Origin of the sequence: Halostella limicola, assembly GCF_003675875.1 — an archaeon.
Classification (GTDB): Archaea; Halobacteriota; Halobacteria; order Halobacteriales; family Natronoarchaeaceae; genus Halostella; species Halostella limicola.
Window position 1 is genome coordinate 1,292,824 of sequence record NZ_RCDI01000001.1, and the last position, 24,563, is coordinate 1,317,386.

Genomic DNA, 24,563 nt, shown 5'->3' on the forward strand with positions numbered 1-24,563 from the left:
GTGATTGCAACGGGCGCTGGTAGTGTAGTGGTATCACGTGACCTTGCCATGGTCACAACCGGGGTTCAAATCCCCGCCAGCGCATTTCTGCTCCGAACAATTCTAGCGAGCACCGCGTAGCGTGTGCTCGCTTCCCGTGAGCAGCAAAATCGCCCGTTGATTTGAGCAGGAACGTTGATTTGAGCAGGAAAGTCGCAACGCCGAGCGCAGCGAGGCGACCGACTTTTCGCGTTCAAATCCCCGCCAGCGCATTTCTGCCGAACGCTACTCAGCCAGCGACCGCTGTGCGCGTTGCCCGTCTCCGGACGACCGCGCGCAGAAACTATATCACCCGATTCCGCGTACCGCCGCTGGTCAGATGACCGACCCCGACGACGCCCGCGGCGAGACTGCGCGAGGGTACGACGCGCTGGCCGAGCGCGACGGCGACGGGTGGGAGAGCCCGTGGCACGACAACCCGCTCCAGCGCCACTACTCGTGGCCGGCCACGAAGGCGATGCTCCCCGAACTGGCCGACCGGCGGGTGCTTGACGCGGGGTGCGGCGTCGGCGACCACGTCGAGTGGCTCCTGGACCGGGGCGCGACAGTCGTCGGCGTCGACGCCAGCGAGGCCGCCGTCGACCGGGCTCGCAGCCGGTTCGACGACGCGGCCGCGGCGGCGTTCCGACGGGCCGACCTGACGGAACCGCTCGCCTTCGACGGCGGCGCCTTCGACGTCGTCCTCAGTCACCTCGTGCTCGACCACGTCGCGGAGTTGCGTCCCGTGTTCGAGGAGTTCCGGCGAGTGCTGTCTGACGGCGGCGCGCTCGTGTTCGCGGTCGTCCACCCGATGCAGTACTACGAGGAGTACGATGCGGTCGAGACCTACTACGACGCCGCTGCGGTGGAGGTCGGGTGGGACGACGCAACGGTCACGTCGCACCACCGGCCGGTCGGCGAGATCCTGAACGCGCTCGTCGGCGCCGGCTTCCGCCTCGACGAGGTGGCCGAACCGCGCCCGCGCGAGGAGTACCTCGATCACGCGCCCGAGCGGTGGTCGCCCGCGGAGCGACCCCAGATCCTCTGCGTCAGGGCGCGGGCCGACTAACCCTGTTGCGATCGGAGCGGCGGTCGACCTCGAACACCGGATCATTCTCACCTACTGCCGATATTTTAATAACCATACATCGCGAAATATCCGGCGTGCGTCGCTACTGGCTCGCGGTCTTCGGCGCGGCAATCCTCGTGTCACAGGTCGCCCTGTTCTCGCTCGTCGGGGTCCCCCAGCACGTCGGCTGGACCGTCGCCGCCCTCCTCTGTTTCGGCCTCGCCGGCGCGGCGTTCGTCGTCGCCGGCGTCCGCGAGTACCTCCCCCTGGCCTCCGCGGCGGCCCCGTGGTACCGGTTCGCCGGCGTCGGCGACCTGCTGCTCGCGCTCGGCATGTTCCTCAACGGCGTCTCGATGGTGCGAGGCGACGAATCGACGGTGTTCGTCGGCCTCATCGCTGCCGCGGGGGGCCTCGTGCTCGCCGCCATCGGCGTCGACTACCTCCGGGGCGGGGTGCACCTCGACACCTCCGTCGTCCAGTGATCCTCGGTCGAGTTGGCTACATTTATATATCCCCGTCTCGTGATTTCGAGTGAAGGGCGCTGGTAGTGTAGTGGTATCACGTGACCTTGCCATGGTCACAACCGGGGTTCAAATCCCCGCCAGCGCATTTCTGCCGAACGCTACTCAGCCAGCGACCGCTGTGCGTGTCGCTCGTCAGTCGTGGGCAGCACAATCGTCCGGAGGTTTGAACTATGCGAACGCGAGCGCCAGTGAGCGTTCGCCATCGAGTTCAAATCCCCGCCAGCGCATTCCTGTTGAACGCCAGCAGCAGGGAGAGCCGGACCGAGATCCCGCGGCCGGTCAGAATACCCGCTGGATGAACCCCAGCGCCCGGTCGCGCAGTTTGTCCGGTACCAGTTTCAGCAGCGGAACGGGCTTGGCCGGCGGACCGACGAGGTACCGCGCGTCGGGCTCCGCGGCCGACGCCGCGCGCAGGATGACCTCGGCTACGTCCTCGGGCTGGACGTACCCCGGCATCTTGTCGATCGCCTTCCGGCTGTCGTACATGTTGTAGAACCACTCGTACGCGCCCGTGCGCTCAAGCTCCCCTTTCTGCGCCAGCGCGACGTTTCCGAAGTTCGTCTCGACGGGGCCGGGTTCGACCAGCACCACGTCGACGCCCGTATTCGCCAGTTCGCCGCGGAGCGTGTCCGAGAGGGCTTCGAGCGCGAACTTCGACCCGCAGTACGCGCCCTGTCCGAGCATCGTCGTCCGCCCGTAGATGCTGGAGAGGTTGATTATCGTCCCGTCGCCGCGCTCGCGCATCGACGGGAGGACGGCCCGCGTGACGCGGTGAGGGCCGAACGTGTTCACCTGGAACTGCTCGATCAGCTGGTCGGTCGGCAGCTCCTCGACGGGGCCGATCTGACCGTAGCCGGCGTTGTTGACGAGGACGTCGACGTGGCCCGCCTGCTCCAGAACGTCGTCGACGGCGGTCTCGACGGACCGGTCGTCCGTGACGTCCAGCGCGGCGATCTCGATCCCCTCGTCGGCCAGTTCCGTCATGTTCGCGGGGTCCGGCGCGGTCGCGTAGACGTCCCAGCCGTTCGCGTCGAACGCGCGGGCGGTCGCGCGGCCGATGCCGGAGGAACACCCGGTGATGAGTACGGTCGGCATGGGCGACGTTCCACGGCGGGACGGTTAACGGCGGGGCCTGCTCGACTGCCGACCGCCGCGGCGTGGCCCCGCGCGCCGCGACGGCAACGGATTTGCCGCTCGCGCCCGACCGTCCGCCCATGACGACTGTCGCGCTGCTGTCGGTCGCACCGGTCATCGAGGACAGCATGGCGAGCGAGGTGGCGAAGGCCGTCGAGGCGCTGGAGGGGTTCGACGTGTCCTACGAGACGAACCCGATGGGCACGGTCATCGAGGCGGAGGAGGCGAGCGAGGTGTTCGCCGCCGCCCAGGCCGCCCATGAGGCGGTCGACGGCGACCGCGTCAGCACGTTCCTCAAGATCGACGACAAGCGGTCGAAGGAGCGCTCCGCCGCCGAGAAGGTCGAGGCCGTCGAGGACGAACTTGGCCGTGAGGCCCGCGGCGACGGGACCTGATCACTCCTCCGAGCGCCGCTCGGCCTCTATCTCGTCGAACAGCGCCGCGACGCGTTCCCGTATCTCCGCGAGTTGCTCGTCCGTCCCGCCCGCGCCGAGGTCCCACACCCGGCTCTCGCCGGTCCAGCCGTCCGGCGCGAACTGGTCGACGGAACACCCCATCGTCACGACGTAGTCGGCGTCGGCGATATCGTCCGGGGCGATCCGTCGCGGGGCCCGGTCGCCGATGTCGATCCCTTCCTCCCTGAGCGCGTCGACGACCTCGTCGTGGACGCTGTCGGCGGGGTCGACGCCGCCGGAGATGACCGCCGCGTTCAGTCCGCGGCGGTCCCGCTCGCGCTCGGCCAGCGCGGCCGCCATCTGACTCCGCCCCGCGTTGCCGACACAGACGAACGCTAGCTTCATACCTAGGCTTACCGCCTCCAGCGACAAGAATCCGGGCCTGCGGTCCCGTTCGCGTCCGTTACGCTAGCGCGCCGCTCAGGCGCTCCGTCCCGAGACCGATGAACGCCCCGAGAAGCATCGAGAGGACGGCGGCGAGGGCCTCGCCGGGGAGCCCGCCGACGCCGCCGACGGACGCGCCGGCGGCGCTGACGCTGAACATCGTCGCGTACCCGAAGAAGCCGCCCGGCGTGAACGAGAGCACCGACACGTACTCGTGCAGGCTGGCGAGGAACATGAACGCGCCGACAGCGAGGCTCAGCGCGAGGGGTCCGCCGCCGACCGCGGCCACTATCGCGAGCGTCGCGACGGCGTAGAGGATCCCCGCGAGATTGCTCGCGTACCCGCGGACGAGGCCGTCGACGCCGCCGCCGGCCGCGTAGAACGTCGCCGACGCGATGAAGGACGGCCACAGCGGGATCTCCAGGCCGGCAACGAAGACGTACGTCCAGGGGACGGAGGCGAGACCGAAGACGACCGCGAGACTGCGCGTCTCGTCCCAGTCGCCGATCCGGTCAGCCAGTCCCCCGTCGTACTCGTCCATCGAGTGGCGCTTGGTGTGTGTGCGGCATAAACCCGCGGCGTTCGTCGGCTCTCTCGGAACGGTAACAGTAAGCCCTTGTTGCGCGCGGTCGTTCTCGGGGACATGGAGAGTCTCAACCGGATGGCCATCGAGCTCGTCGACGAGGCCATCGACTTCGCCGAGGAGCTCGGCATCGGGGCGTACGAACTGGACAACGAGGCGACGGTGCTCGACTTCGGCATCGACGTCTCCGGCGGCATCGAGGCCGGGCTGCTGCTCGGCGAGATCCAGACCGCGGGGCTGGCGACGGTCCAGACGCGGATGGACGAGCTGGCCGGCGCGCCGCTCCCCCACGTCGAACTGTCGACCGACCATCCGGGTCTCGCCCTGCTCGGCTCCCAGAAGGCCGGCTGGGAGGTCAGCGTCGACGACTTCGAGGGACTGGGGAGCGGCCCCGCCCGCGCGCTGGTCGCCGAGGAGGACGAGTACCGCCGGATCGGCTACCACGACGCCTTCGAGTTCGCGGTGCTGGCCGTCGAGACCGACGAGTACCCCGACGAGGCCGTCGTCGAGCACGTCGCCGACCTCGCCGAGGTCGAGCCGAACGGCGTCTTCCTCGCGGCCTTCCCCACGGCCAGCGTCGTCGGGAGCGTCACGATGGCCGCCCGCGCCGCCGAACTCGCCGTCTTCCGCCTCTCGGAACTGGGCTACGACCCGATGGACGTCGTCACCGCCAGCGGGAGCGCGCCGCTGCCGCCGGTCGCCGACGGCGAGGAGGCCGCCATCGGCCGGACGAACGACGCGCTGGCCTACGGCGGGCAGGTCCACCTCGTCGTCGAGGAGGAGTTCGACCGCTTCGACGAGGTCCCTTCGACCGCGACCGACGAGTACGGCACGCCGTTCGCCGAGATCTTCGAGGACCACGACTGGGAGTTCTACGACGTCCCCGAGACGGTGTTCGCGCCGGCGCAGGTGACCATCGATGTCGTCGGCGGCGACACGCACGTCCTCGGCGAGCGAAACGAGGAACTGCTGGCCGACAGCTTCGACCTGTGATCGGGTGACCGGCTCGTGAGATTCAAGGAGGTCCCTCCGGCGCCCGACTCGCTCGACTTCGTCGCGGACGCGCAGCGCGCCGTCCCGCTGGTGCCGGGGTCCGAGGACGACTGCTGCGCCCGCCTCCAGCGCCGGACCGACGTCCCCGACCGCGAGGCGGCCCGCACGTGGCTCACCTTCCTCCGGGCGCTGGGGCTCGCCGAGGAGACCGACGCGGGGTACGCCCGGACCGACCGAGATATCGACCGCGAGGGGCTCGCCGCGGCGTTCCGCGAAGGCGTCTTCGGCGCCGCGGAGGTCGCGTCGCTGCTCTCGGACCACCCGCTCACCGCCGCCGAGGCGTTCGAGCAGTTCCGGCCCGACGTGCCGCAGTGGGAGCGCCACCGCAACCCCGAGACGTGGGAGGACGAGTGGGAGGGGCGCGTCGCACGGCTCCTCGAGTGGGCGGTCCTGCTGGGCCTCGCCGAGCGGACCGACGCCGGGTACGTCGCCGCCTGAGTCCGGCCGTTTTTTGTCGTCTCGCTCCCACGTTCCGCGCGATGACCGCCGTCGACGCCGTCCTGTTCGACCTGGACGACACCCTCTGTGAGTACCGTCGGGGCGTCGAGGAGTTGCTCGACGCCGCGTTCGACGACGTCGGCGTGGAGCCCTTCTTCGAGGCGAGCGAGTACTACGCCCGCTACGACGAGTTCATGGAGCAGACCGACTCGATGGTCGACCTCCGGCGGGAGTGTTTCGCCGCCATCGCCGAGGAACGCGGCCGCGACCCCGAGGCTGGCCGCGCGCTGGCGGACGCCTACGCCGCCGAGCGCGACCACGCGAACGTCCGCCCGCTGCCGGGCGCGGGCGAGGCGGTCGAGGCGCTCGCGGCGGACCACCGCCTCGCGGTGCTCACGAACGGTGCGCCGGAGATGCAGTCGGAGAAGTTGTCGCAGCTGCCGTTCCGGGACGCGTTCGACGAGGTCGTTCACGCGGGCTACGACACGCCGCGGAAGCCGGAGCCCGACCCCTTTCACCACGCGCTCGACCTGCTGGACGCGACGCCGGAGCGGGCGGTGCACGTCGGCAACTCGCTGACGACCGACGTCCCGGGCGCCCACGCCGCGGGCGTCCGCTCGGCGTGGCTCTCGGACGGCTCGGAGCCGGATCCCGTTCCCGACTACCGCCTCGACTCGCTGCACGACCTTGTCACCCCGCCGTGGCTGGAGTAGCCCCGGCGGCGTCCACCTCGGGACGGACGCGCCGGAACCGGGCACGTCAGCGTTCCTATCGCCAGTCAGCTAGCGCGGCGGCGTCGGTCTCCGCCATCGCGACCCAGGCGCCGTCCCGATCGACGTCGGCGACGACGAGGTGCGGGCGGCCGTCGATCTCGTCTATCGCCGCCATCACGTCGCCCGTTGCTACCGGCCGGCCGTCGACCGTCTCCGGCTCCGGGTTCATGTTCGGATATCCCTCTGCTCTCGACATGAATATTCCGGTATCGATAGATATAGTGTACGGACGAGTAATTATTCGTATATAGATTTGTGATATCTCGCATTCCCGAGTGCGTAGGTCCGGCGGCGGTCGACCGCCCCGTTCCCGCCGGGACGATCTCACCGGATCGGGATCCGCGTCGCCGCGTCGTCCGCGCGCTCGACCATCCGCTCGATGCGCTCCTCCATCGGCGGGTGCGTGGCGAGCAGGCGGGTCAGCGCGTCGTCCTCCTCCTGCCCGTAGATGTACAGCGAGGAGAGCGGGCCGCGGCGCGGTCGGGAGGCGCGCTGGATACGCGCCAGCGCCCGGGCCAGCGCGAGGGGGTCGCCCGTCACCTCGACGGCGCGGTCGTCGGCCGCGAACTCGCGGCGTCGCGAGTGGGCGCGCAGGGCCAGCGTCACCGCGAACAGGAGCGCGACGACGACCTGCCCGACCCGGTAGTGCACCCGCAGCAGGTGGTGGCTGAACGGTTCCGGGCGGCGGCCGGCGATCCACGCGCCGGCGCGGCGGACCCCGGCGGCGATCAGGCCGACCGGGAACAGGAGGAAGAAGAGCAGCCCGCTCACCGTCTGGACGAGGCTGGTGCCGAGCGTCTGGATCAGCGCGTCCCGCGTCTCCAGGTGGGCGAGTTCGTGCGCGAGGATCGCCTCCATCTCGTCGCCGTCGAGGATCCGGAACAGTTCGCGGTCGAGGATCACGATGCCCTCGCCCGCGCCGACGGCGAGCGCGTTCGGGGCCGGGAGCGCGGCGACGTAGATCCGCGGGCGGACGACGCGCATCTCCTCGCAGAGGCCGTCGAGACGGCGGTAGAGCCACGGCGCGCGCGACCGCGGCAGCTCCACCGCGTCCAGCCCCGCCACCAGCCGCTTCGCGCCGGCGCGGTAGCTGAGGTAGCCGAGGACCAGCCCGGCCCCCACCGTCCCGGCGACGAGCACCGCGGGGTCCGGCCGCCCCGCGAACAGGAGGGCGAACGCCTCAACCGCGGCGAGTCCGACCAGCAGGTGGATGCCCAGCAGGCCGAGGCCGACGAGGACCATCAGGAGCCGAGCCCCGATCCGTCGCATGCGCGACGGTACGGGCGGCGGCGAGAAAAACGGATCTCTACGTCGGCGACGCGGACGGGCGACTCGTCGCGTCGGCGTCGCCGTACCGTTCGGCGAGCCACCGCTCCCACGTCACGGTCCCGACGGTCCGATCCGGGCAGGTGGCGTGGCCGGCGCGGAACCCGCCCGCGACCCGCCCGGGGACCGGCAGGCGGACGATCGGGCGCCGCAGTCCCCTCGCGTCCCGGTAGGCCGCCGCGATCTCGCGGAGGGTCAGTACCTCGGGACCGCCGACGAGCGACGCCCGACCGCCCGCTGTCGGGGTCGCGCGCTCGACGACTGCGTCCGCGACCTCGCCGACGTCGATCGGCTGCACCCGGAAGCGGGTCGGCAGCGGCCAGACCGGCAGTCGCGACAGGCTCCCCAGCAGGTCGTCGACGAAGCCGTGAAACTGCGTCGCCCGCAGGATCGTCGTCGGCACGTCCGCCGACTCGACGGCCCGCTCGGCCGCCAGCTTGTGCTCGTAGTACGAGAACGGGATCTCGTCGACGCCGACGATCGAGACGTACAGGACGTTCCCGACGCCGGCGTCCGCGGCGGCCGAGAGGAGCCGCTCGGTCCCGCGCACGTCGACCGCCTCGCTGTCCCCCTGCGGGGCCGTGGCCGCGTGGACCACGACGTCGACGCCTTCGACGGCCGCCTCGACCCCGGTTCCCGCTGCCAGGTCCAGTTCCACCCACTCCGCCTCGTCCTCGGCGGGCGGCGACCGGCTCGCCGCGCGCACGTCGTGGCCCGCGTCCGCGAGTCGCGGCCGCAGTGCCGCGCCGAGCCTGCCGGTCGCGCCGGTCAGTAGCGTTCGCACCATACGCGCCGGTACGGCCCGCCTGACCGAGGGCGTGCTGCCGGAGCTGCTCGGTGCGTTTAAGTCAGCGGGCGTGCGGGTCCTCCGCATGAAACGCGTCCGGGTGCGGATCAGCGCCGGCGGCCGCGAAGGGGAGATCCACCCGGTGTACGGGGTGCTGGCGAACGCGCCGTACGTCGAGTACGCGACGGCGATACAGTGGAACTTCACCGACGAGGAACTGGGCATCCTGCACTACGTCGAGGGCGACCCCGACCGGTTCGAGGCGGCGCTGCGGTCGATCCCCGAGGTGCTGGCCCACGAGATCGAGTGCGCCGGCGACCGGTCGTTCTACGCCTACGTCAGGGACGACACGACTCCCGCCGTTCGGAAGCTGTGGGACGTGGCGGCCCGGCGGAGCGTCGTCTCGGTGCCGCCGGTCGAGTACCGCCCGGACGGGTCGGTGACGTTCTCGATGGTCGGGCCGAGCGAGGAGCTACAGGCCGGCATCGACTCCGTCCCCGATCCCGTGACGGTCACGGTCGAGGAGATAACGGGACTGGGCGCGATGCCCCGCGTCGCCGCGACCGGGCTGACGGAGCGCCAGCGGGCGGCCGTGGAGGCGGCGATAGACGAGGGGTACTACGAGGTGCCCCGAACCGGAAGCCAGCGCGACGTAGCCGAGCGCCTGGACTGCGCGCCCTCGACGGCGGCGGAGCACCTGCAGAAAGCGGAGGCGGCGCTGGTGCGGGCGGCGTTCGCTTAGGGGTCGACGTCCGTCACCGTGCCGACGCCCTTCGAGCGCCCCTCGCGGAAGACGAACCGCTGGCCCTCCTCGACGAGGTACGGGCGGAACTTGAACCGGACCGTGGCGTGGCCGCTGTCGCCGGGGAGCAACTGGCCGCCCTCGGGGTAGAACGCGGCGGCCTCGCTGACCGTCTCGAGGTGGACGACGGGCTCGTAGCCGTCGCCGATGCGGGTCGGATGGTTGAGCACCATCACCTCGGCCTCGAACTCGCGGACGGGGTCGGGGTCGGCTTCGCGCGGGAGCAACACCATGCCGCGCTCGATGTCGGCCTCGCGGACGCCCTTCAGCGCGATGCCGACGATGCGGCCGGCCTTCGCCTTGTCCACGCGGTGGTAGTGCATCTCGATGGAGCGGACCTCCACCTCGCGGAACGCGCCGTCCGGCATCGGGCCGAGCAGGAGTTCGTCGCCCGCCTCGACCTCGCCGGACATGATGGTCCCCGAGGCGACCGCGCCGACCCCGGTGACGGCGTACGTGCGGTCGATGTACATCCGGAAGTCGCCGTCCGTGCCGGCGGTCTTGGGGAGGCGCTCGAACAGTTCGTCCAACTGGTCGAGCCCCTCCTTCGTGACGGCGCTCGTGGCGAGGACGGGGACGACGGTGTCGCCGATCTCCTCGACGGCCGCGTCGACGCCGTGTCTGTTCACGCGCAGCGGCACCCGGTCGACGTCGCGGAGCATCCGCTCGACCTCGCGCTCGACCTCGGCGAGGCGCTCGTCCGAGACGACGTCGGCCTTCGTGATGGCGACGATGGTCGGCAGCTCCGTCGCGAGTAAGACGCCGAGGTGCTCGCGGGTCGTCTTCGTCGGGCCGTCGTCGGCCGCGACGGTGAGCAGGCCGTAGTCGAGCTTCTGCCCGACGAGCCCGCGGATCGTCGTGCGGAGCCACGGCTCGTGGCCGACGGTGTCGACGAACGAGACGAGGCGCTCCGATTCCTCGACCACGCGCGCGCGGTCGGACTTCCGGTGCGGGTTGTCCATGCGGACCGGGCCGTCGCCGTCGAAGCCGTAGACGCCGTAGGAGAGGTCGGCGGAGAGCCCGCGCTCGACCTCGTGGGGCTGGACGTCGAGGTAGCCGCGTGTGCCGCCCTCGCCGTCGTCGGCCTGGCCGGTGACGAGGCTGCCGACCAGGGTGCTCTTCCCGTGGTCGACGTGGCCCGCGGTGCCGACGACGACGTGCTCGTCGTCCGTGTCGAGCATCGCGCCCTCGCGGACCGTGGCGACGCCGACGATGCCCTCGTCGGCCGCGCCGTCGACGGCGTCGACGCCCCACGTCTGGACGTCCTCGATGTGCGCGCCGGCCTCCTCGGCCAGGAGGCTTAGCACGTCCATCGACTCGGAGAAGTCGTCGGGCGCGACGCCGGCGAGGCCACCGTCGTCGGTGACGCCGACGACGTACGTCGCCTCGCCGTCGCCGGAGAGCACGCGGTGGCGAAGCTGGGCCGCGAGGCTCTCGCGGCGCCCCTCGGAGAGGTGCAGGTCCTTGGTGAGACGCTCCTTGAACTCCACGCTGCCGCCTTCCCGCTCGCCGCGGTCCAGGGCCCGCTCCAGAACGGCCCGGTCAGGGCTCATACGCCCGGGTTGGGGGACGGTAGACAAAAACCTTCGCGTCACGTACTAACACACTGCATCCCGGTCCCGTCCCCGCGGCGTCGCCGCGGTCACCGGTTCTGTGCGGTCCGGGACTCGTCCGCGTCCGTCAGCCGATCGTAGGCGGCCGCGACGCGCTTGAACCGCTCCTCGTCGCCGCCCTCCGCGTCCGGGTGGGTCTCTTTCACCTTCTCGCGGTAGGCCCGGCGCACGCGCTCCTCGCTCGCGCCGGGGTCGACGCCGAGTATCTCGTAGGCCTCGCGCTCGCTCGGTCCCGAGTTCGGTTGCGGGGCGGCGCCGCCCCGCCGCCGACCGCGGCGGGCGCGCCGGCGGCTCTCGCGGGCCTCGTAGCGCTGGCGGGCCTCGCGGCGGCGGCGACTCTCCTCGGCCGCGCGCCGAGCGCCAGCGCCGAACCCCGCGTCCCGGGACCTGGCGTACTCGGGACCGGTCCGCCGTCGCGCCTGCTCGGCGAGTTTGCCGGTTCCCTGGTACCAGAACACGTACGCGAGGAAGGCGAAGGGCGCGGCGAGTATCAGGACGAAGGGGTTCCGCTGCACCAGCGTCAGGATACCGAGCACGGCGGCTAACCCGGCGAACACCGCCGACAGTCCGACGAGGAGCGTCGCCCGTGGCACGTGTACACGTTCGGACCGGAATCAGGTAAGCGTCCCGCCACGTAGCAGAAATTAAACGCGATGACACGCTCGAACGGCCGGGGCCGTCTAGGGTGCGAATGGTTTCGGTTTCTACTATAGGTACAAGTGTTTCCCCGTGGTACGAGCGGTATGAGCATCAGCGGGCTCTGCCAGATCTGCCAGTCGCGGGAGGCACAGGTGCAGTGTGACCGCTGCGGGAACATGGTCTGTCGCCAGCACTTCGAGGAGTCGGCGGCAGTCTGCGCCGACTGCGCGTCGGAAGTGGAGGAGACCGGCGGCGGGCGGACCTTCTAGCGACCGGGGCGCTCCTGCAGTACGGACCGGTCGATCTCGGTCACGTCGGTCGCGCCTGCGAGCGCGACCGTCAGGTCCAGATCGGCGAGGAAGTTCTCGACGACTGCCTTCACCCCCTCTTGCCCGCCGAGGGCGAGACCGTAGACGTAGGGGCGGCCGAGCAGCACCGCGTCGGCGCCCAGCGCCAGTGCGCGGACGGCGTCGCCGCCGCGGCGGATCCCGCTGTCGAACAGCACCGGAACGTTCTCGCCCACCCTGTCGACTACCTCCGGGAGGGCGTCCGCCGCGGCGACCGACCCGTCGACCTGCCGGCCGCCGTGGTTCGAGACGACGACCCCGTCCGCGCCGTGCTCCAGCGCGAGGGCGGCGTCGTCGGGGTGGAGGACGCCCTTCACGACCACCGGCAGGTCCGTCGACGCCGTGAGGTCTTCGAGGTCCGCCCACGTGTGGCTCGCGTCGGAGAACAGGTCGAGGAACTGCGTCACCGCGGCGTCGGGGTTCTCCTCGGGGTCCGCGTCGAGCATCTCCCAGAAGACGGGGTCTTCGAGGTAGTTCGCGATCCCCTCGCCCTCCATGAACGGGAGGTAGCCCAGGTCGACGTCGCGCTCGCGCCAGCCCAGAAGCGGCGTGTCGAGCGTCACGACCACCGCCTCGTAGCCCGCGGCCTCGGCCCGTTCGAGGAGGCTGGCGGTCAGGTCCTCGTCCGCGCTCCAGTACAGCTGGAACCAGCCGGGCGTCCCGCCGAGTTCGTCGGCGACGCGCTCCATCGGCTCGGAGGCGGCCGTGCTGTGCGCGAACGGGACGCCCGTCTCGCGGGCGGCCGCCGCCGTGGCGAGTTCGCCCTCGTCGTGGACGATCGACTGCACGCCGACGGGCGCGAGCATCACCGGCGCGGGGAACTCGGTGCCGAGGACCTCGGTCTCCAGCGACCGCTCGGTCAGGTCCCGCAGCATCCGCGGCCGGATCCGCCACCGCTCGATGGCGCGGCGGTTCTCCCGCTTGGTCTCCTCGCCGCCCGCGCCGCCGGCGACGTACGCGTACGCCTCGTCGGTCAGCTCCGCCTCCGCGGCCGCCTTCAGGTCTTCGTACGCGACCGGGTACTCCGGCGTCTCGCCCGCCGCGTGCCGTCTGGTGTACACCTCGACCTGCCGGTTGTAGCCGTAGTCCTCGGGCATGGGAGTGGGGTTCGCTACCACGCGACAAAAACCTTCACCGCGTGGAGGGTTTGAAACAGGCGTTGCGCGGACCGCCGCCGCTCAGCGGTGCCGGTTCAGCCGCTTCTTCAGTCGCTTCGCCGCCTGCCCGGCAGCGCGGTCGAACCCCTCGCCCGCGTCTCGCGGGTTCCCCGCTCGACTGCCCGAGGCGTGTCGCGCCTCGCTCTCTTCTCCCGCGAAGATGATCCCCCGCGAGGAGTTGACGAGGCCGACCCCGTCGGCGAGGCCGTACTCGACGGCGGCCTCCGCGTCGCCGCCCTGCGCGCCGACGCCGGGGACGAGGAAGGGCAGGTCGGGCACCTGCTCGCGGACGCTCTCGAGTTCGTCGGTCGTCGTCGCGCCGACGACGAGGCCGACGTTGCCGTTCTCGTTCCAGAGGTCGGCGAGCGCGGCGACGCGCTCGTAGACGGCCTCGCCCGAGGCGAGTTCGAGGTCCTGCAGGTCCCCGCCGCCCGAGTTCGAGGTGCGACAGAGGACGAAGACGCCGCGGTCGGCCTTCGAGAGGAACGGCTCCAGCGAGTCCCGGCCCATGTACGGGTTGGCCGTGATGGCGTCGGCCGTCGGCCCGTCGGCGTCCGGATTCAGTAGCTTCGCGTACTGGCGCGCCGTGTTGCCGATGTCGGCGCGCTTGGCGTCGAGCAGGACCGGGACGTCCTTCCCGTGGGCGTACGCGATGGTCTCCTCCAGGGCGGCCCAGCCGTCGGGGTCCTCGTAGAACGCCGCGTTGGGCTTGAAGGCGGCGGCGTGCTCGTGCGTGGCGTCGATGATCCGGCGGTTGAACGCCCACCGCGGCAGGTCGCGGTCCCGCAGGTGGTCGGGGATGCGGTCCGGGTCCGGGTCGAGGCCGACGCTCACGACGCTGTCGACGGCGTCGATGCGGTCGGCCAGCCGGTCGAAAAAGCGCATATCGCCGCTTCCGCGGCGCCGCACTACAAGGTTCCTATCTTCCGCTTCTCAAATCCCGGGACCGTCGCGTCGGGGTCTTCGAGCGCGTCCAGCCCGTCCCCCACCGTGTAGATCTCGTCCCCGTCGGCGCAGGGGAGGACCGTCCGGAGGTCGTCGTCGTACACGGCGAGACACATGATGGGGAGGTCGACGACCTCCTTCGGCTCCGCGCCGGGCTCGATCCGCATGGTCCGCTTGGTGAACGCCGGTTCGAGGCTGTAGCCGTGCTCGTCGGCCCACTCCGTGAACTCCCGGTACTTCTCCCGCGCCGTAGCGGTCGCCTGATGGCTCCAGTCGTCCGTTTCGAGGTTCAGCCGCTTCCCCCAGATCTCCACGTCGAAGTCGGCGATGTGGCCGCTCTCGTCCAGTTCCTGCAGTCGCGCCACCACGGACTGCTGTCTGTTGTGCGTGCCGTACACCGGTTCGCGCATCAGTAGCTCGGCGCTCTCAGTTCCGTTCATGGATCCCCCGTTCCCTACTGGGGATTACAGCGAAGTAGTACTTAGTTTTTTCCGGGCGTATTGATTATGCGGGTGAAATTACTATCATCAGAACAGTATTCTACGGAAGCCCTCCTCGCAACCGTTTCGTGCCCTCGCGAGCGGGTTATCCCGTGTTAATCGCTCGATTCTTCTCAGTCTGTGAGAACTACCGGAGAGCTCATATACCGGTAATAATAGCCGCTTCGGGAGGGTACACTGAAACCGCCGGCGACCGTACGGACCGACACATGGGACTCACGGCCGTCGTTTTCGATCTCGACTACACGCTGGCGGTGCCCGACCGGGACCGCCAGACGCTGCTGAACGAGGCGACGGCGTCGGTCGGCGCAGTCGACATCGATCGCGAGGCGTACCTCGGCGCGCACAGGGAGAACCTGACGGGCGAGACCCGCGAACCGATCTTCGCGGACCTTCTCGCAGAGCGCGAGGCGGACGCCGACCCGACTGAACTCGCCGGCGCGTACCGGCGCGCGATCGCCGACGCGATCCGGCCGATCGACGGCGCGGCCGATCTCGTTCGGGAGCTACGGAAGCGATACCGCGTGGGGCTGCTGACCAACGGGCCGGTCCGCGCCCAGCGGGACAAGCTCCGCACCCTGGGGTGGGAGGACCTGTTCGACGCCGTGGTCGTCACCGGCGACCTCGACGCGGGCAAGCCCGACGGCCGCGCCTTTGAGGCAGCCCTCGACGCGCTCGACGTCGAGGCTGACGAGGCGGTGTACGTCGGCGACGAGGTGGAGGCCGACGTCCGCGGAGCCGACGCGGCCGGCCTGCGGGTCGTGCAGGTTGTCTCCCCGGATGGGCCCGACCCGGACCCGACCGCGGACGCCCACGTCGACCGCGCCGAACTCGTCACCTGCCTGCCGCTCGTGATCGCGGATCTGGACTAGTCGAGGGCCTCGACGACGGCTTCGACCACGTCTACGGCGCGTTTCACCTCGGCCCCGCTCTCGACGAACACCAGCGTCTTCGGCGGATCGACCGCTTTCGGCCGCACGCGCAGGTCGCGCTCGCCGGCCGCCGCCGCGGCCGCGTCCTGCTCCTCGCGGAACTCGATCCGCGCGCGGTCCTCGTGGACGTACACCTCCGCGAGCAGTTCGCCCCGCGTCTCGTCGGGCGCGTGGCGGGTGCGGGCGTCCTCCCAGGTGCCCTCGATCGCCCGCTCGACGTCGTACGCGCGCTCGCCGTCTGGCGTCCCCTCGACCGACCGGTCCGGGTTGACGACGGCCAGCCGGTCGAGGACGCCGTCGACGCGGCCGTCCACCTCCGAGGCGAGCAGTTCGGCGATACGGCGGCCGTCAGCGACGCTGTCTTCGACCATGGTCGTCTCTCGACGGTCGCGCCACATCAGTCGATCGGATACCGGCGGACCGCGACCGCGGTGCCGACGGTTTCGCCGCCGCTCCGGGCTTTATTATCCCTCTCCCCGAACATCGGCGCGGGATGACGCGCACGGCAGTTTCGCACGAGGACGGCGTCGTCTACGAGTTCGCGCCCGACCTCGACGCCGTGTACGAGGCCACGCCGGGGGAACGGCTGACCGTCGAGACGAGGGACAGCCTCGAAGGCGCAGTCCAGACTGAGGACGACGTGGTCGAGGCGGTGCCCGACGAGGTCAACGCGGCGACCGGACCGATCGCCGTCGACGGGGCCGAACCGGGCGACGTGCTCCGGGTCGAGATCGGGGACGTCCGCGTCGCCGAGGACCGCGGCCGGGTGATCACCATCGAGGGCTTCGGCCTCCTGCACGACCGCGAGGAGATCGAGACGCCGCGGACCCGCATCACCCCGGTCGAGGACGGCGCGGTGACGTTCGACGGGATCGAGGTGCCGATCGAGCCGGTGATCGGCACCATCGGCGTCGCGCCGGCCGCGGAGTCGTACTCGACGCTCGTCCCGCACGACCACGGCGGGAACCTCGACACCACGGCGATCACGGACGGCAACGTCGCGTACTTCCCGGTGTTTCAGGATGGCGGCATGCTCGCCATGGGCGACTGCAAGGCCGCGATGGCTGACGGCGAGATGTGCGGGACGGGCGCCGAGATCGCCACCGAGATCGACGTGACCGTCGACGTGATAGACGACCCGGCGGCGTCGATCGACCGGCCGGTCGTCGAGACGCCGGAGGTGTGGACGGTGCTCGCCAGCGCCGAGACGCTGGAGGAAGCCTGCGAGACGGCCAACCTGGACGCGATGGCGCTTCTCGAAGCCGAACACGGGTTCGATCCCACCGACGCGCACCTCTTCTCCAGTCTCGTCGGCGGGCTGGAGATCAGCCAAGTGGTCGACCCGCTCGTGACCGTCCGCAACGCGATCCCGAAGGAGTACCTCGACGACCCGTTCGACCGTTAATCGCCAAGCCCCTCTCGCGCGGACTCCGCCGCCCCGTCCACGTCGAGGCCGCGGCGGCGGGCGTACACGACAGCCGCCGCCTCGACCGTCACGCCCAGTTCGCCCTGGAGGCGGTTGATGTCCGCGACGGCCTCCTGTTTCTCCGCGCCGTCGGCGACGACCCGGTCGAGCACTCGCTCGAACGTCGAGCGCTCCCGGAGGATGGACTCGTCGGGGACGAACTCCTCGGGGACGTCCACGCCGTCGGCGTCGAACGTCGCGACGATGTCCCCGTCGTCCCGTTCGAGCAGCCCCTGTCCCGTCGCTACGTCGATCAGTCGCTTCGCCTGGTCGGGGGAGAACCAGTCACGGTCCAGCGACAGCGCGACCACGAACTCGTTCTCGCCGATCCGGTCCGTTCCCCGCTGGCGGAAGGGCGCGGCGACTGCCGTCCGAAGGCTCATCGCTATCAGCACCCGCCACGGCCGGGGTAAAACTACCGGTTCGCCGACGGGGAAGTCGTGCGATTCAAGTAGCTGCTGAGTCTCGTATCGGGTATGACAGACCAGGGACGCTCCACTCGCAAGCGTACGGGCGGCCGACTCCGACCCAACTCCGACCGCAAGAAGCACCAGCTCGGTCGCCACCCGACCGAGACCCAGGTCGGCGAACCGAACCTGAAGACGACCAAGGCCCGCGGCAACACGACCAAGACCCGCGCGCTCGCGACGAACGTCGCGCAGGTCGCCGCCGACGGCGAGACCGTCGAGGCCGAGATCGAGGACGTCGTCGAGAACCCGAGCAACCCGAACTACGTGCGCCGGAACATCGTCACGAAGGGCGCCATCATCGAGACCTCCGAGGGGCGCGCCCGCGTCACCTCCCGCCCCGGCCAGACCGGACAGGTCAACGCCGTCCTCGTCGACGACGAGTAATCGCGCTTTCTCCTTTCGGTCACAGCGGTTTCGAGCGGTAGCTGTCGGTCACGGGTCGGTTACTGAGTGTGTTCCCCCGACCACCCGGCCGCGCTGGCGTACGCGAGCGAAGCGAGCGTCGCCAGCGGACGGGGAAGGGCAGGCACTCAAAGCGTGCGCCGGCGACCGCCGGCGTCTTCACGAGCGAAGCGAGTGAAGGCTCGTGAGGCCGAAGGCCTCACGGCGACTCGCGCAGACTAGCGGACCTTAGCGAGAATCGCGAAGCGATTCTGGCGGCGGACATTGAAAGGGCGACGAAATCGCTGCCAAGCGATTTCGAGGGCTTTCAGGGACGTGGCGCGGCTTTCTGAAGCGCGGTCTCCGCGATGTTGCCGCCGTAGTCGGCGCTCCGGGACAGCGAGTCGACGACGAGGCCGAGCAGTTGCGCCTCCGCGGGGTTGAGGTCGCGCAGGAGTTCCCGGAGGTCGCCGGTGTGCTCGTCGATGGCGAGGATCGACTCGCGGGCCTCGTTCGCGAGTTCGGTCGCCCCGTCGGGATCGTCCATGAACAGCGCGTCCATCGCCTTGTCGATCACGGCCGAGGAGTCGTCGTGGGCGGACCGGAGGGCGTCGGCCACGTCGTCCGGGACCTCGTCCAGGTCGAGGCTGAGGTGGGCGATCTTCGCGGCGTGGTCGGCGATCCGCTCCAGCTGCCGGGCGCTCGAGTGGTAGTCGAAACACACCTCGCGGGGGAGTCCGAGCTCCTTGGCGGCGCGGGGCGAGCGAAGCGTCGCACGGAAGATCCGCGAGACGACGAACCAGAGCCGGTCCACGTCGTCGTCGCGCTCGATCACGTCGCGCGCGAGGTCGTCGTCGTTCTGGACCAGCGCCGCGACGGCGTCCTCGAGCATCGACCGCGAGATGAGCCGCATGCGCGTCACGGCGTTCTCGATCGACAGCTCCGAGGAGTCGAGCAGGTCCTGCAGGACGACACGCTCGCTCGTCTCCTCGAGCACCTCGACGCCGACGAGGCCCTGCACTGCCTCGCGGATGGCGCGGCGCTGGTCCGTCGAGATGCGCCCGGCCTCGAGCGCGATGATGTCGAACCCGCTGACGTACATCGTCATCACCGCGCGGGTCAGCTGTTCGCCCTTCAGGTCGGCGACGTCGAGCGTGCCCTCGGTGCGCTCGCTGTCGCTTCGGGGGGTCAACAGCAGGGAGTCGTCCTCGGGGTAGAACTCGACCTCGCTCCCGGCGCTGACGCCGTTGTCGGTCGCCCACGACTTCGGGAGAGAAACGGTGTACGTCGATCCGCCGGTGACCTGGACCTTGCGGGTCTCCATATGGTCAGTTCCGACTGTTGGAAAATAAATCCACCTATATCTATATACTCTGCCGGAGGTCGGAGCGGATCGACAGGGATTGCGCGCGACAACTGACCGGATAACGGTTCTCTCCCTCAACAGTCTATCCTCGCTATCGCTCTGTTGCAGGCTCCAGGGCAGATTTTCCGGCTATCGCTCCGCTGTGATCGGAGTCCGATCGAGATCGTATCGCCGTCAAAATCTGAGTATATACATCTATATAGCTATCATAGCAGGCTACTTATTACGTCTGGCCCCTCGTTTCGATCGATGTCAGACACTACTGGGGAGTCGTCGAGCATATCGCGACGGAAGTTTATGGCCGCTTCTGGCGCAGCGACCGCTACCGCTCTCGCTGGCTGTGGCGGTGGCGGCGGAGGCGACGGCCTTTCCGGGTCGCTCACGATTTCCGGGTCGAGTACGGTTCACCCCGTGTCAGCGGCGATGGCCGAGGAGTTCCAGCGTGAGCACTCGGGCGTCGACATCTCGCTGAACAAGACCGGCACGGGCGGCGGTTTCAGCAAGCAGTTCTGTCCGGGCGACAGCGTCATCAACGGTGCTTCGCGGCCGATTACGGAGGACGAACAACAGACGTGTTCCGAGAACGGCGTGGAGCCGCTGGAGTTTCAGATCGCCAAGGACGCGGTGACCGTCGTCGTGAACCCGCAGGCCGACTGGGTCGATTGCATCACGGTCGACGAGCTCAACCAGATCTGGCAACCCGACGGCGCACAGCGGTGGAGCGACGTGCGCGACGACTGGCCCGACGAGGAGATTCAGCTGTACGGTGCCGCCTCCACTTCCGGGACGTTCGACTGGTTCAGCGAGTACGTCAACGGCGAGTCCGGGCGTCACCGGAGCGACTACGAGGCTACCGAAAACGACAATCGCATCGTTCAGGGGGTCGAGGGCGACGAGTACGCGATGGGTTACTTCGGCTTCTCCTACTACGCCGAGAACCAGGACCGCGTCAAGGCACTGCAGATCGACGACGGCTCCGGCTGCGCAGAGCCGAGCCTGGAGAACGCCAAGGACGGCACCTACCCGATGGCTCGGCCGCTGTTCATCTACGCCGCCAAGAACGCACTCGAACGGGAGCCCGTCAGCGAGTTCCTACGGTTCTACCTCGAACAGTCGTCCAGCGAGCTGGTGAGCGACATCGGCTACGTGCCGTCCAGCGAGGAACAGCGGGACGAGAGCCTCGACAAGCTAGAGTCGAACATCGAGGACGTCTCCTCGTAGAGCGAGAAAGGATTATTTATCTGCCTACGACCAGAGGAACCCTTCAATGAGTGGAGATCCAAGTAACGTCGATCTCACGGGCGGTGAGCAGGTCCGGACGGCCAAGGAGACGGCCGTCCGGGTCCTGTTTTTCGCCTGCGCGGCGCTGTCCGTCATCGTCACGTTCGGGATCGTCGCCACGTTGCTGTTCGACGCGCTCGAGTTCTTCGCGGACGTGTCTCCGGTGGCGTTCTACACCGGGACGAACTGGAGCCCGGAGATCAGACCGTACAGCTACGGCGTCCTCCCGCTGATCACGGACACCCTGCTCGTGACGGTCCTCTCGGCGGCCGTTGCCCTCCCGATCGGCGTGGCGGCGGCGATATACCTGAGCGAGTACGCCACGACCCGCGTTCGGTCGATAATCAAACCCGCCCTCGAGGTCTTGGCCGGTATCCCGACGGTGGTTTACGGCTACTTCGCGCTGGTGTACATCACGCCCGCGCTCGACGCGTTCCTGCCCCTGTCGACGTTTAACGCGCTGAGCGCCTCTATCGTCGTCGGGATCATGATCGTGCCGATGGTCTCCTCCATCAGCGAGGACGCGATGAGTTCCGTTCCCGATTCGCTTCGACAGGCCGGTTACGGCATGGGCGCGACTAAGTTCGAGGTGTCGACCGGCATCGTGGTCCCGGCGGCGATCTCGGGCATCTTCTCGTCGTTCATCCTCGCCATCTCGCGGGCGATCGGCGAGACCATGATCGTCACGGTCGCCGCTGGGATGACGCCCCGTCTGGTGACGCCCGGGAACGTCGACACCGTGATGTTCGAATCGATCCAGACGATGACTGCGGCGATGATCCAGCTCGGCCTGAGCGACGTCCCCAGCGGATCGACGTCGTACCAGGCACTGTTCGCGATCGGACTGACGCTGTTCGCGATAACCTTCGTCATGAACCTGATAAGCAACTGGGTGGCCGCGCGCTACCGGGAGGAGTACCGATGATCGAACGACGCGGTCGAACGGAGGTGACCGCCTGATGGCGACGGGTACCGACGACCGCGACTGGTTCGGCACCGGGACGACGACGGGCGAAGTGAAGGGTAAAGCGTTCGAGTACGCCTGTCTCGGGGCGACCCTGTTCGGCATCCTCATGGTGATGGCGCTGCTGGCGTATGTGGTGTCCGACGCCCTCGCCCTCTTCGAACCGGAGGCACCCTGGATCGACCTCGACTTCCTCACTAGCGCTCACTCGCGCTTCCCCGAACGGGCGGGAATCTACCCCGCGTTGATCGGGTCGATCATGATGCTCGTCGTGATCGCCCTGTCGGCGTTCCCCGTCGGGGTCGGTGCGGCGATCTACCTTGAGGAGTACGCCCCGGACAACAGGTTCACCAAGCTCATCGAGGTGAACATCGGGAATCTCGCCGGCGTTCCGTCCGTCGTATACGGGCTACTCGGGCTCGCAGTGTTCGTACGGTATATCGGGATGGGGAGCGGGACGGTCGTGGTCGGCGGGTTCACCGTCGGGTTGCTCATCCTCCCGATCGTCATCATCTCGGCGCAGGAGGCGATCCGCGGCGTGCCGGACTCCATGCGTCAGGCGTCCTACGGGATGGGTGCGACGCGTTGGCAGACCGTCAGGCGCGTCGTTCTCCCGGAGGCGCTCCCCGGCATTCTCACCGGCACGATCCTGGCGCTCGGCAGGGCGATCGGTGAGACCGCGCCTCTCATCATGGTCGGCGTCGCGACGACTGTGTTCAGTCCGCCGAACGGGTTCTTCGACAAGTTTAGCGCCATGCCGATGCAGATCTACTCGTGGGTCGAGTACCCGTCCGAGGCGTTCCAGTACGGCGTGATGGCGGCCGGCGTCGTCACCCTGCTGGTAGTACTCCTCGCGATGAACGCGAGCGCGATACTCATTCGGAACAAATATCAGCGGCGGCAATAACCATGTCACGAGAAGAAATGACCAGTGCCGACCCCGACCCAGATACGGACGACGAGTCTCTCATCGCACCGAGTCCCGGGTCCGAGGCGGCCGGTCACGACGAGGCGACGGGCGTACAGCACGAGACACGAACGGTCATCGAGGCGCGCGATCTCGACGTCTTCTACGGCGACGAGCAGGCGCTCCAGAGCATCGACATCGGGATCCCGGCGAAGAAAGTCACCGCGATCATCGGCCCGTCGGGCTGTGGTAAATCGACGTTCCTGCGGTGTATCAACCGGATGAACGACCTCGTCGACGCGGCTCGGATCGAGGGCGACCTGCTTTTCGAGGGCAAGAACGTCTACGACGACGACGTCGATCCGGTCGTCCTGCGGCGTCGAATCGGGATGGTGTTTCAGGCCCCGAACCCGTTCCCGAAGAGCATCTACGACAACGTCGCCTACGGCCTCCGCATCCAGGACGACACGGAGAACCTCGACGAGCGCGTCGAGCGCGCGCTCAAGCGGGCGGCGCTGTGGGACGAGGTGAAAGACCGCCTCGACGAGTCGGCGCTCGACCTCTCGGGCGGGCAGCAGCAGCGGCTCTGTATCGCCCGCGCCATCGCTCCCGACCCGGAGGTCCTGCTGATGGACGAGCCCGCGTCGGCGCTCGACCCCGTCGCCACCTCGCAGATCGAGGACCTCATCGAGGAGCTCGCCGAGGACTACACGGTCGTCATCGTCACCCACAACATGCAGCAGGCGGCCCGCATCTCCGACAAGACGGCCGTCTTCCTCACCGGCGGCGAGCTCGTCGAGTTCGACGACACGAACAAGATCTTCGAGAACCCGGAGCACGAGCGCGTCGAAGATTACATCACCGGGAAGTTCGGATAGATCGTATGGCGCGACAGAACTACCAGGACAAGCTGACGGAGCTCGAGGAGGACGTGCTCTACATGAGCGAGGTCGTCCTCGAGCGCCTCCGGATGGCGCTTGACTCCCTGGAACGGAAAGACGAGGACATGGCGTGGGAGGTCATCGACGGCGACGACGAGATAAACCGGATGTACCTCGGCCTCGAACAGGACTGCATCGACCTCCTCGCGCTCCAGCAGCCCGTCGCCAGCGACCTGCGGTTCATCGCGGCGACGTTCAAGATCATCACTGACCTCGAGCGCGTCGGCGACCTCGCGACCAACATCGGCGAGTACACCCTGCAGGCCAATCAGGACGTGTTCCCCGAGGTCGACGTACAGGAGATCGGCACCGTCACCCTCGACATGATCGAGGAGGCGATGGACGCCTACGCCCGCGAGGACACCGAGCAGTGCCGCGAGATCGCCGCGAGCGACGACGACCTCGACGCGCTCTGTGAACGCGCGAGCGAGACCGTCGTCCGCGACCTGATCGAGCGGGAACTGGAGACGACCGACGAGGAGGACGTCGAGGAACTGCTCCAGGACGTCTCGCGGCTCCTGCTCACGATCCGCGACCTCGAACGCGTCGGCGACCACGCCGTCAACATCTGCGCGCGGACGCTGTACATGGTCGAGAACGACGACGAACTGATCTACTGAGCCGCTCGCTTCTCCGCGATCTCTCTCACGTCTCGTCTACCGCGCTCACCGCGTCCTCGTCGAATTGCCAGGTCGTCTCGGACCGCCAGGTCGGCGCGTCGACCCCGGGCAGCGTCCGCAGGCGAGGCCTGACCATCGCCCACCACGCGTCGGGGTCGTCGTAGCTGGCCGTCTGCGCCGGGTACACCTCCTCGCGGAACGCGGGCTCCTCGACCGTCCCTTCCTCGGCCAAGAAGTCGAACGCGGCGCGGACGGCGTCGCGTCGCCAGTCCCGCATCATGCCGCTGGTCCCCGGCACGTCGAGCGCGTCGATAGCGTCGTCGACGGAGCGTTCTGTCGGCTCCGGTTCGTCACCGAACGCGGACGTCGGACGGTACCAGACGGACGGGCCCTCGCCGGGACGCTTCCGGCGGACGCGCCACTCGTCAGCGAGTTCGACCAGTTTCGCCGCCGCTGTCTGCTCGGTCACGCCGGCGCGCTCGGCGATCGCCGCGGTCGGCAGCGGCGCGGCCCCCTCGAACACGTCGAGGATCCGGTCGTCGTCCAGCCCCTCGGCGTACGCCCACTGACGCTCCTCGTCTCCGCTCATCGCGTCCGGATAGTGGCTCCCGGGGTTTGGTTCTTTAGGTGCGACGGACCGCCGGCGAACCCGGTCGACTGCCTAAATGATTTGGCTCGACGCTTTTTCC

The 24,563-nt window shown here is 69.0% G+C and carries 31 protein-coding genes and 2 tRNA genes; 18 read left to right on the plus strand and 15 right to left on the minus strand.

Annotation, left to right across the window (positions count from 1 at the left end; genetic code table 11):
• The first annotated feature begins 13 nt into the window (after positions 1-13).
• The 4 genes from D8670_RS07595 (at position 14) to D8670_RS07610 (ending at position 1,696) form a co-directional block, all read left to right on the plus strand.
• Positions 14-84: transfer RNA gene (locus D8670_RS07595), tRNA-Gly, on the plus strand.
• A 274-nt stretch (positions 85-358) separates the two neighbouring features.
• Complete coding sequence (locus tag D8670_RS07600) at positions 359-1,087, plus strand: class I SAM-dependent methyltransferase (protein WP_121817452.1); 729 nt, start codon at positions 359-361, stop codon at positions 1,085-1,087.
• A 95-nt stretch (positions 1,088-1,182) separates the two neighbouring features.
• Entirely contained in the window at positions 1,183-1,569 is a 387-nt protein-coding gene (locus D8670_RS20810) for a DUF7994 family protein (protein ID WP_162994220.1), read from the plus strand.
• A gap of 56 nt (positions 1,570-1,625) precedes the next feature.
• A tRNA-Gly gene (locus tag D8670_RS07610) sits at positions 1,626-1,696 on the plus strand.
• 194 nt (positions 1,697-1,890) lie between these two features.
• Here the strand turns inward: D8670_RS07610 and D8670_RS07615 are convergent.
• Positions 1,891-2,706: an SDR family oxidoreductase gene (locus D8670_RS07615; protein ID WP_121817453.1), complete on the minus strand. Its 816-nt coding sequence runs from the start codon at positions 2,704-2,706 to the stop codon at positions 1,891-1,893.
• Between the two features lie 119 nt (positions 2,707-2,825).
• On the opposite strand from D8670_RS07615, the gene D8670_RS07620 reads away from it, so the two are divergent.
• On the plus strand, positions 2,826-3,140 hold the full coding sequence (locus tag D8670_RS07620; RefSeq protein WP_121817454.1) for an MTH1187 family thiamine-binding protein: 315 nt from the start codon (positions 2,826-2,828) through the stop codon (positions 3,138-3,140).
• On the opposite strand, the gene D8670_RS07625 is transcribed toward D8670_RS07620, so the two are convergent.
• Positions 3,141-3,545 (minus strand): arsenate-mycothiol transferase ArsC, encoded by a 405-nt coding sequence (locus D8670_RS07625; protein WP_121817455.1) that lies wholly within the window; start codon positions 3,543-3,545, stop codon positions 3,141-3,143.
• A gap of 58 nt (positions 3,546-3,603) precedes the next feature.
• Entirely contained in the window at positions 3,604-4,125 is a 522-nt protein-coding gene (locus tag D8670_RS07630; RefSeq protein WP_121817456.1) for a DUF1097 domain-containing protein, read from the minus strand.
• Positions 4,126-4,227: 102 nt separating this feature from the next.
• Between D8670_RS07630 and mch the strand changes: the two genes are divergently transcribed.
• Genes mch through D8670_RS07645 form a run of 3 tightly spaced genes read left to right on the plus strand, consistent with a single transcriptional unit; the run spans position 4,228 to position 6,371 of the window.
• On the plus strand, positions 4,228-5,160 hold the full coding sequence (gene mch / locus D8670_RS07635; RefSeq protein WP_121817457.1) for a methenyltetrahydromethanopterin cyclohydrolase: 933 nt from the start codon (positions 4,228-4,230) through the stop codon (positions 5,158-5,160).
• A 15-nt stretch (positions 5,161-5,175) separates the two neighbouring features.
• Complete coding sequence (locus tag D8670_RS07640; protein WP_121817458.1) at positions 5,176-5,658, plus strand: double winged helix-containing putative transcriptional regulator; 483 nt, start codon at positions 5,176-5,178, stop codon at positions 5,656-5,658.
• A 41-nt stretch (positions 5,659-5,699) separates the two neighbouring features.
• Positions 5,700-6,371 (plus strand): HAD family hydrolase, encoded by a 672-nt coding sequence (locus D8670_RS07645; RefSeq protein WP_121817459.1) that lies wholly within the window; start codon positions 5,700-5,702, stop codon positions 6,369-6,371.
• 55 nt (positions 6,372-6,426) lie between these two features.
• On the opposite strand, the gene D8670_RS20815 is transcribed toward D8670_RS07645, so the two are convergent.
• From D8670_RS20815 to D8670_RS07655, 3 genes are all read right to left on the minus strand, one after another.
• Positions 6,427-6,600 (minus strand): DUF7556 family protein, encoded by a 174-nt coding sequence (locus D8670_RS20815; RefSeq protein ID WP_162994221.1) that lies wholly within the window; start codon positions 6,598-6,600, stop codon positions 6,427-6,429.
• Positions 6,601-6,755: 155 nt separating this feature from the next.
• Complete coding sequence (locus tag D8670_RS07650; protein ID WP_205254047.1) at positions 6,756-7,700, minus strand: M48 family metallopeptidase; 945 nt, start codon at positions 7,698-7,700, stop codon at positions 6,756-6,758.
• A gap of 37 nt (positions 7,701-7,737) precedes the next feature.
• Positions 7,738-8,544 (minus strand): SDR family oxidoreductase, encoded by an 807-nt coding sequence (locus D8670_RS07655; RefSeq protein WP_121817460.1) that lies wholly within the window; start codon positions 8,542-8,544, stop codon positions 7,738-7,740.
• Between the two features lie 85 nt (positions 8,545-8,629).
• On the opposite strand from D8670_RS07655, the gene D8670_RS07660 reads away from it, so the two are divergent.
• The gene (locus D8670_RS07660) at positions 8,630-9,286 is read left to right on the plus strand and encodes a helix-turn-helix domain-containing protein (protein WP_121817461.1); all 657 of its coding nucleotides are present in this window, start codon (positions 8,630-8,632) and stop codon (positions 9,284-9,286) included.
• Here the strand turns inward: D8670_RS07660 and D8670_RS07665 are convergent.
• Positions 9,283-10,899 (minus strand): GTPBP1 family GTP-binding protein, encoded by a 1,617-nt coding sequence (locus D8670_RS07665; protein WP_121817462.1) that lies wholly within the window; start codon positions 10,897-10,899, stop codon positions 9,283-9,285. The two genes, D8670_RS07660 and D8670_RS07665, sit on opposite strands and share 4 nt — an antisense overlap.
• 89 nt (positions 10,900-10,988) lie before the next feature.
• Entirely contained in the window at positions 10,989-11,552 is a 564-nt protein-coding gene (locus D8670_RS07670) for a J domain-containing protein (RefSeq protein WP_121817463.1), read from the minus strand.
• A 150-nt stretch (positions 11,553-11,702) separates the two neighbouring features.
• Here D8670_RS07670 and D8670_RS07675 point away from each other — a divergent pair, with 150 nt between their 5' ends.
• Positions 11,703-11,867 (plus strand): hypothetical protein, encoded by a 165-nt coding sequence (locus D8670_RS07675; RefSeq protein WP_121817464.1) that lies wholly within the window; start codon positions 11,703-11,705, stop codon positions 11,865-11,867.
• Here the strand turns inward: D8670_RS07675 and D8670_RS07680 are convergent.
• From D8670_RS07680 to D8670_RS07690, 3 genes are all read right to left on the minus strand, one after another.
• Positions 11,864-13,042: an alpha-hydroxy-acid oxidizing protein gene (locus D8670_RS07680; protein WP_121817465.1), complete on the minus strand. Its 1,179-nt coding sequence runs from the start codon at positions 13,040-13,042 to the stop codon at positions 11,864-11,866. The genes D8670_RS07675 and D8670_RS07680 overlap by 4 nt on opposite strands.
• A gap of 81 nt (positions 13,043-13,123) precedes the next feature.
• Entirely contained in the window at positions 13,124-13,987 is an 864-nt protein-coding gene (gene pyrF, locus D8670_RS07685) for an orotidine-5'-phosphate decarboxylase (protein WP_121817601.1), read from the minus strand.
• A gap of 23 nt (positions 13,988-14,010) precedes the next feature.
• Positions 14,011-14,487, minus strand: a complete 477-nt coding sequence (locus D8670_RS07690; protein WP_121817466.1) for an HTH domain-containing protein — start codon at positions 14,485-14,487, stop codon at positions 14,011-14,013.
• A 269-nt stretch (positions 14,488-14,756) separates the two neighbouring features.
• Here D8670_RS07690 and D8670_RS07695 point away from each other — a divergent pair, with 269 nt between their 5' ends.
• The gene (locus D8670_RS07695) at positions 14,757-15,419 is read left to right on the plus strand and encodes an HAD family hydrolase (RefSeq protein ID WP_121817467.1); all 663 of its coding nucleotides are present in this window, start codon (positions 14,757-14,759) and stop codon (positions 15,417-15,419) included.
• Here D8670_RS07695 and D8670_RS07700 read toward each other — a convergent pair.
• Positions 15,416-15,850: a DUF7993 family protein gene (locus D8670_RS07700; protein ID WP_121817602.1), complete on the minus strand. Its 435-nt coding sequence runs from the start codon at positions 15,848-15,850 to the stop codon at positions 15,416-15,418. The genes D8670_RS07695 and D8670_RS07700 overlap by 4 nt on opposite strands.
• Positions 15,851-15,972: 122 nt before the next feature.
• Between D8670_RS07700 and D8670_RS07705 the strand changes: the two genes are divergently transcribed.
• Positions 15,973-16,884 (plus strand): acetamidase/formamidase family protein, encoded by a 912-nt coding sequence (locus tag D8670_RS07705; protein WP_121817468.1) that lies wholly within the window; start codon positions 15,973-15,975, stop codon positions 16,882-16,884.
• Here D8670_RS07705 and D8670_RS07710 read toward each other — a convergent pair.
• Positions 16,881-17,327, minus strand: coding sequence for a DUF2240 family protein (locus D8670_RS07710; RefSeq protein ID WP_121817469.1), 447 nt, complete (start codon positions 17,325-17,327; stop codon positions 16,881-16,883). The two genes, D8670_RS07705 and D8670_RS07710, sit on opposite strands and share 4 nt — an antisense overlap.
• Positions 17,328-17,420: 93 nt before the next feature.
• On the opposite strand from D8670_RS07710, the gene D8670_RS07715 reads away from it, so the two are divergent.
• Positions 17,421-17,798, plus strand: a complete 378-nt coding sequence (locus D8670_RS07715; RefSeq protein WP_121817470.1) for a 30S ribosomal protein S8e — start codon at positions 17,421-17,423, stop codon at positions 17,796-17,798.
• Positions 17,799-18,123: 325 nt separating this feature from the next.
• Here D8670_RS07715 and D8670_RS07720 read toward each other — a convergent pair whose 3' ends face one another.
• Positions 18,124-19,119: a phosphate uptake regulator PhoU gene (locus D8670_RS07720; protein WP_121817471.1), complete on the minus strand. Its 996-nt coding sequence runs from the start codon at positions 19,117-19,119 to the stop codon at positions 18,124-18,126.
• Positions 19,120-19,410: 291 nt separating this feature from the next.
• On the opposite strand from D8670_RS07720, the gene D8670_RS07725 reads away from it, so the two are divergent.
• Genes D8670_RS07725 through phoU form a run of 5 tightly spaced genes read left to right on the plus strand, consistent with a single transcriptional unit; the run spans position 19,411 to position 23,874 of the window.
• Positions 19,411-20,382 carry a PstS family phosphate ABC transporter substrate-binding protein gene (locus D8670_RS07725; RefSeq protein ID WP_121817472.1) on the plus strand — a complete coding sequence of 324 codons (972 nt, stop codon included), beginning with the start codon at positions 19,411-19,413 and terminating at the stop codon, positions 20,380-20,382.
• 46 nt (positions 20,383-20,428) lie between these two features.
• Positions 20,429-21,367, plus strand: a complete 939-nt coding sequence (pstC, locus tag D8670_RS07730) for a phosphate ABC transporter permease subunit PstC (protein ID WP_121817473.1) — start codon at positions 20,429-20,431, stop codon at positions 21,365-21,367.
• A 34-nt stretch (positions 21,368-21,401) separates the two neighbouring features.
• Positions 21,402-22,313, plus strand: coding sequence for a phosphate ABC transporter permease PstA (gene pstA / locus D8670_RS07735; protein ID WP_121817474.1), 912 nt, complete (start codon positions 21,402-21,404; stop codon positions 22,311-22,313).
• Positions 22,314-22,315: 2 nt separating this feature from the next.
• Positions 22,316-23,191, plus strand: coding sequence for a phosphate ABC transporter ATP-binding protein PstB (pstB, locus tag D8670_RS07740; RefSeq protein WP_121817475.1), 876 nt, complete (start codon positions 22,316-22,318; stop codon positions 23,189-23,191).
• Between the two features lie 5 nt (positions 23,192-23,196).
• Entirely contained in the window at positions 23,197-23,874 is a 678-nt protein-coding gene (phoU, locus tag D8670_RS07745; protein WP_121817476.1) for a phosphate signaling complex protein PhoU, read from the plus strand.
• 25 nt (positions 23,875-23,899) lie between these two features.
• Here phoU and D8670_RS07750 read toward each other — a convergent pair whose 3' ends face one another.
• Entirely contained in the window at positions 23,900-24,463 is a 564-nt protein-coding gene (locus tag D8670_RS07750) for a helix-turn-helix domain-containing protein (protein ID WP_121817477.1), read from the minus strand.
• Positions 24,464-24,563 lie beyond the last annotated feature (100 nt).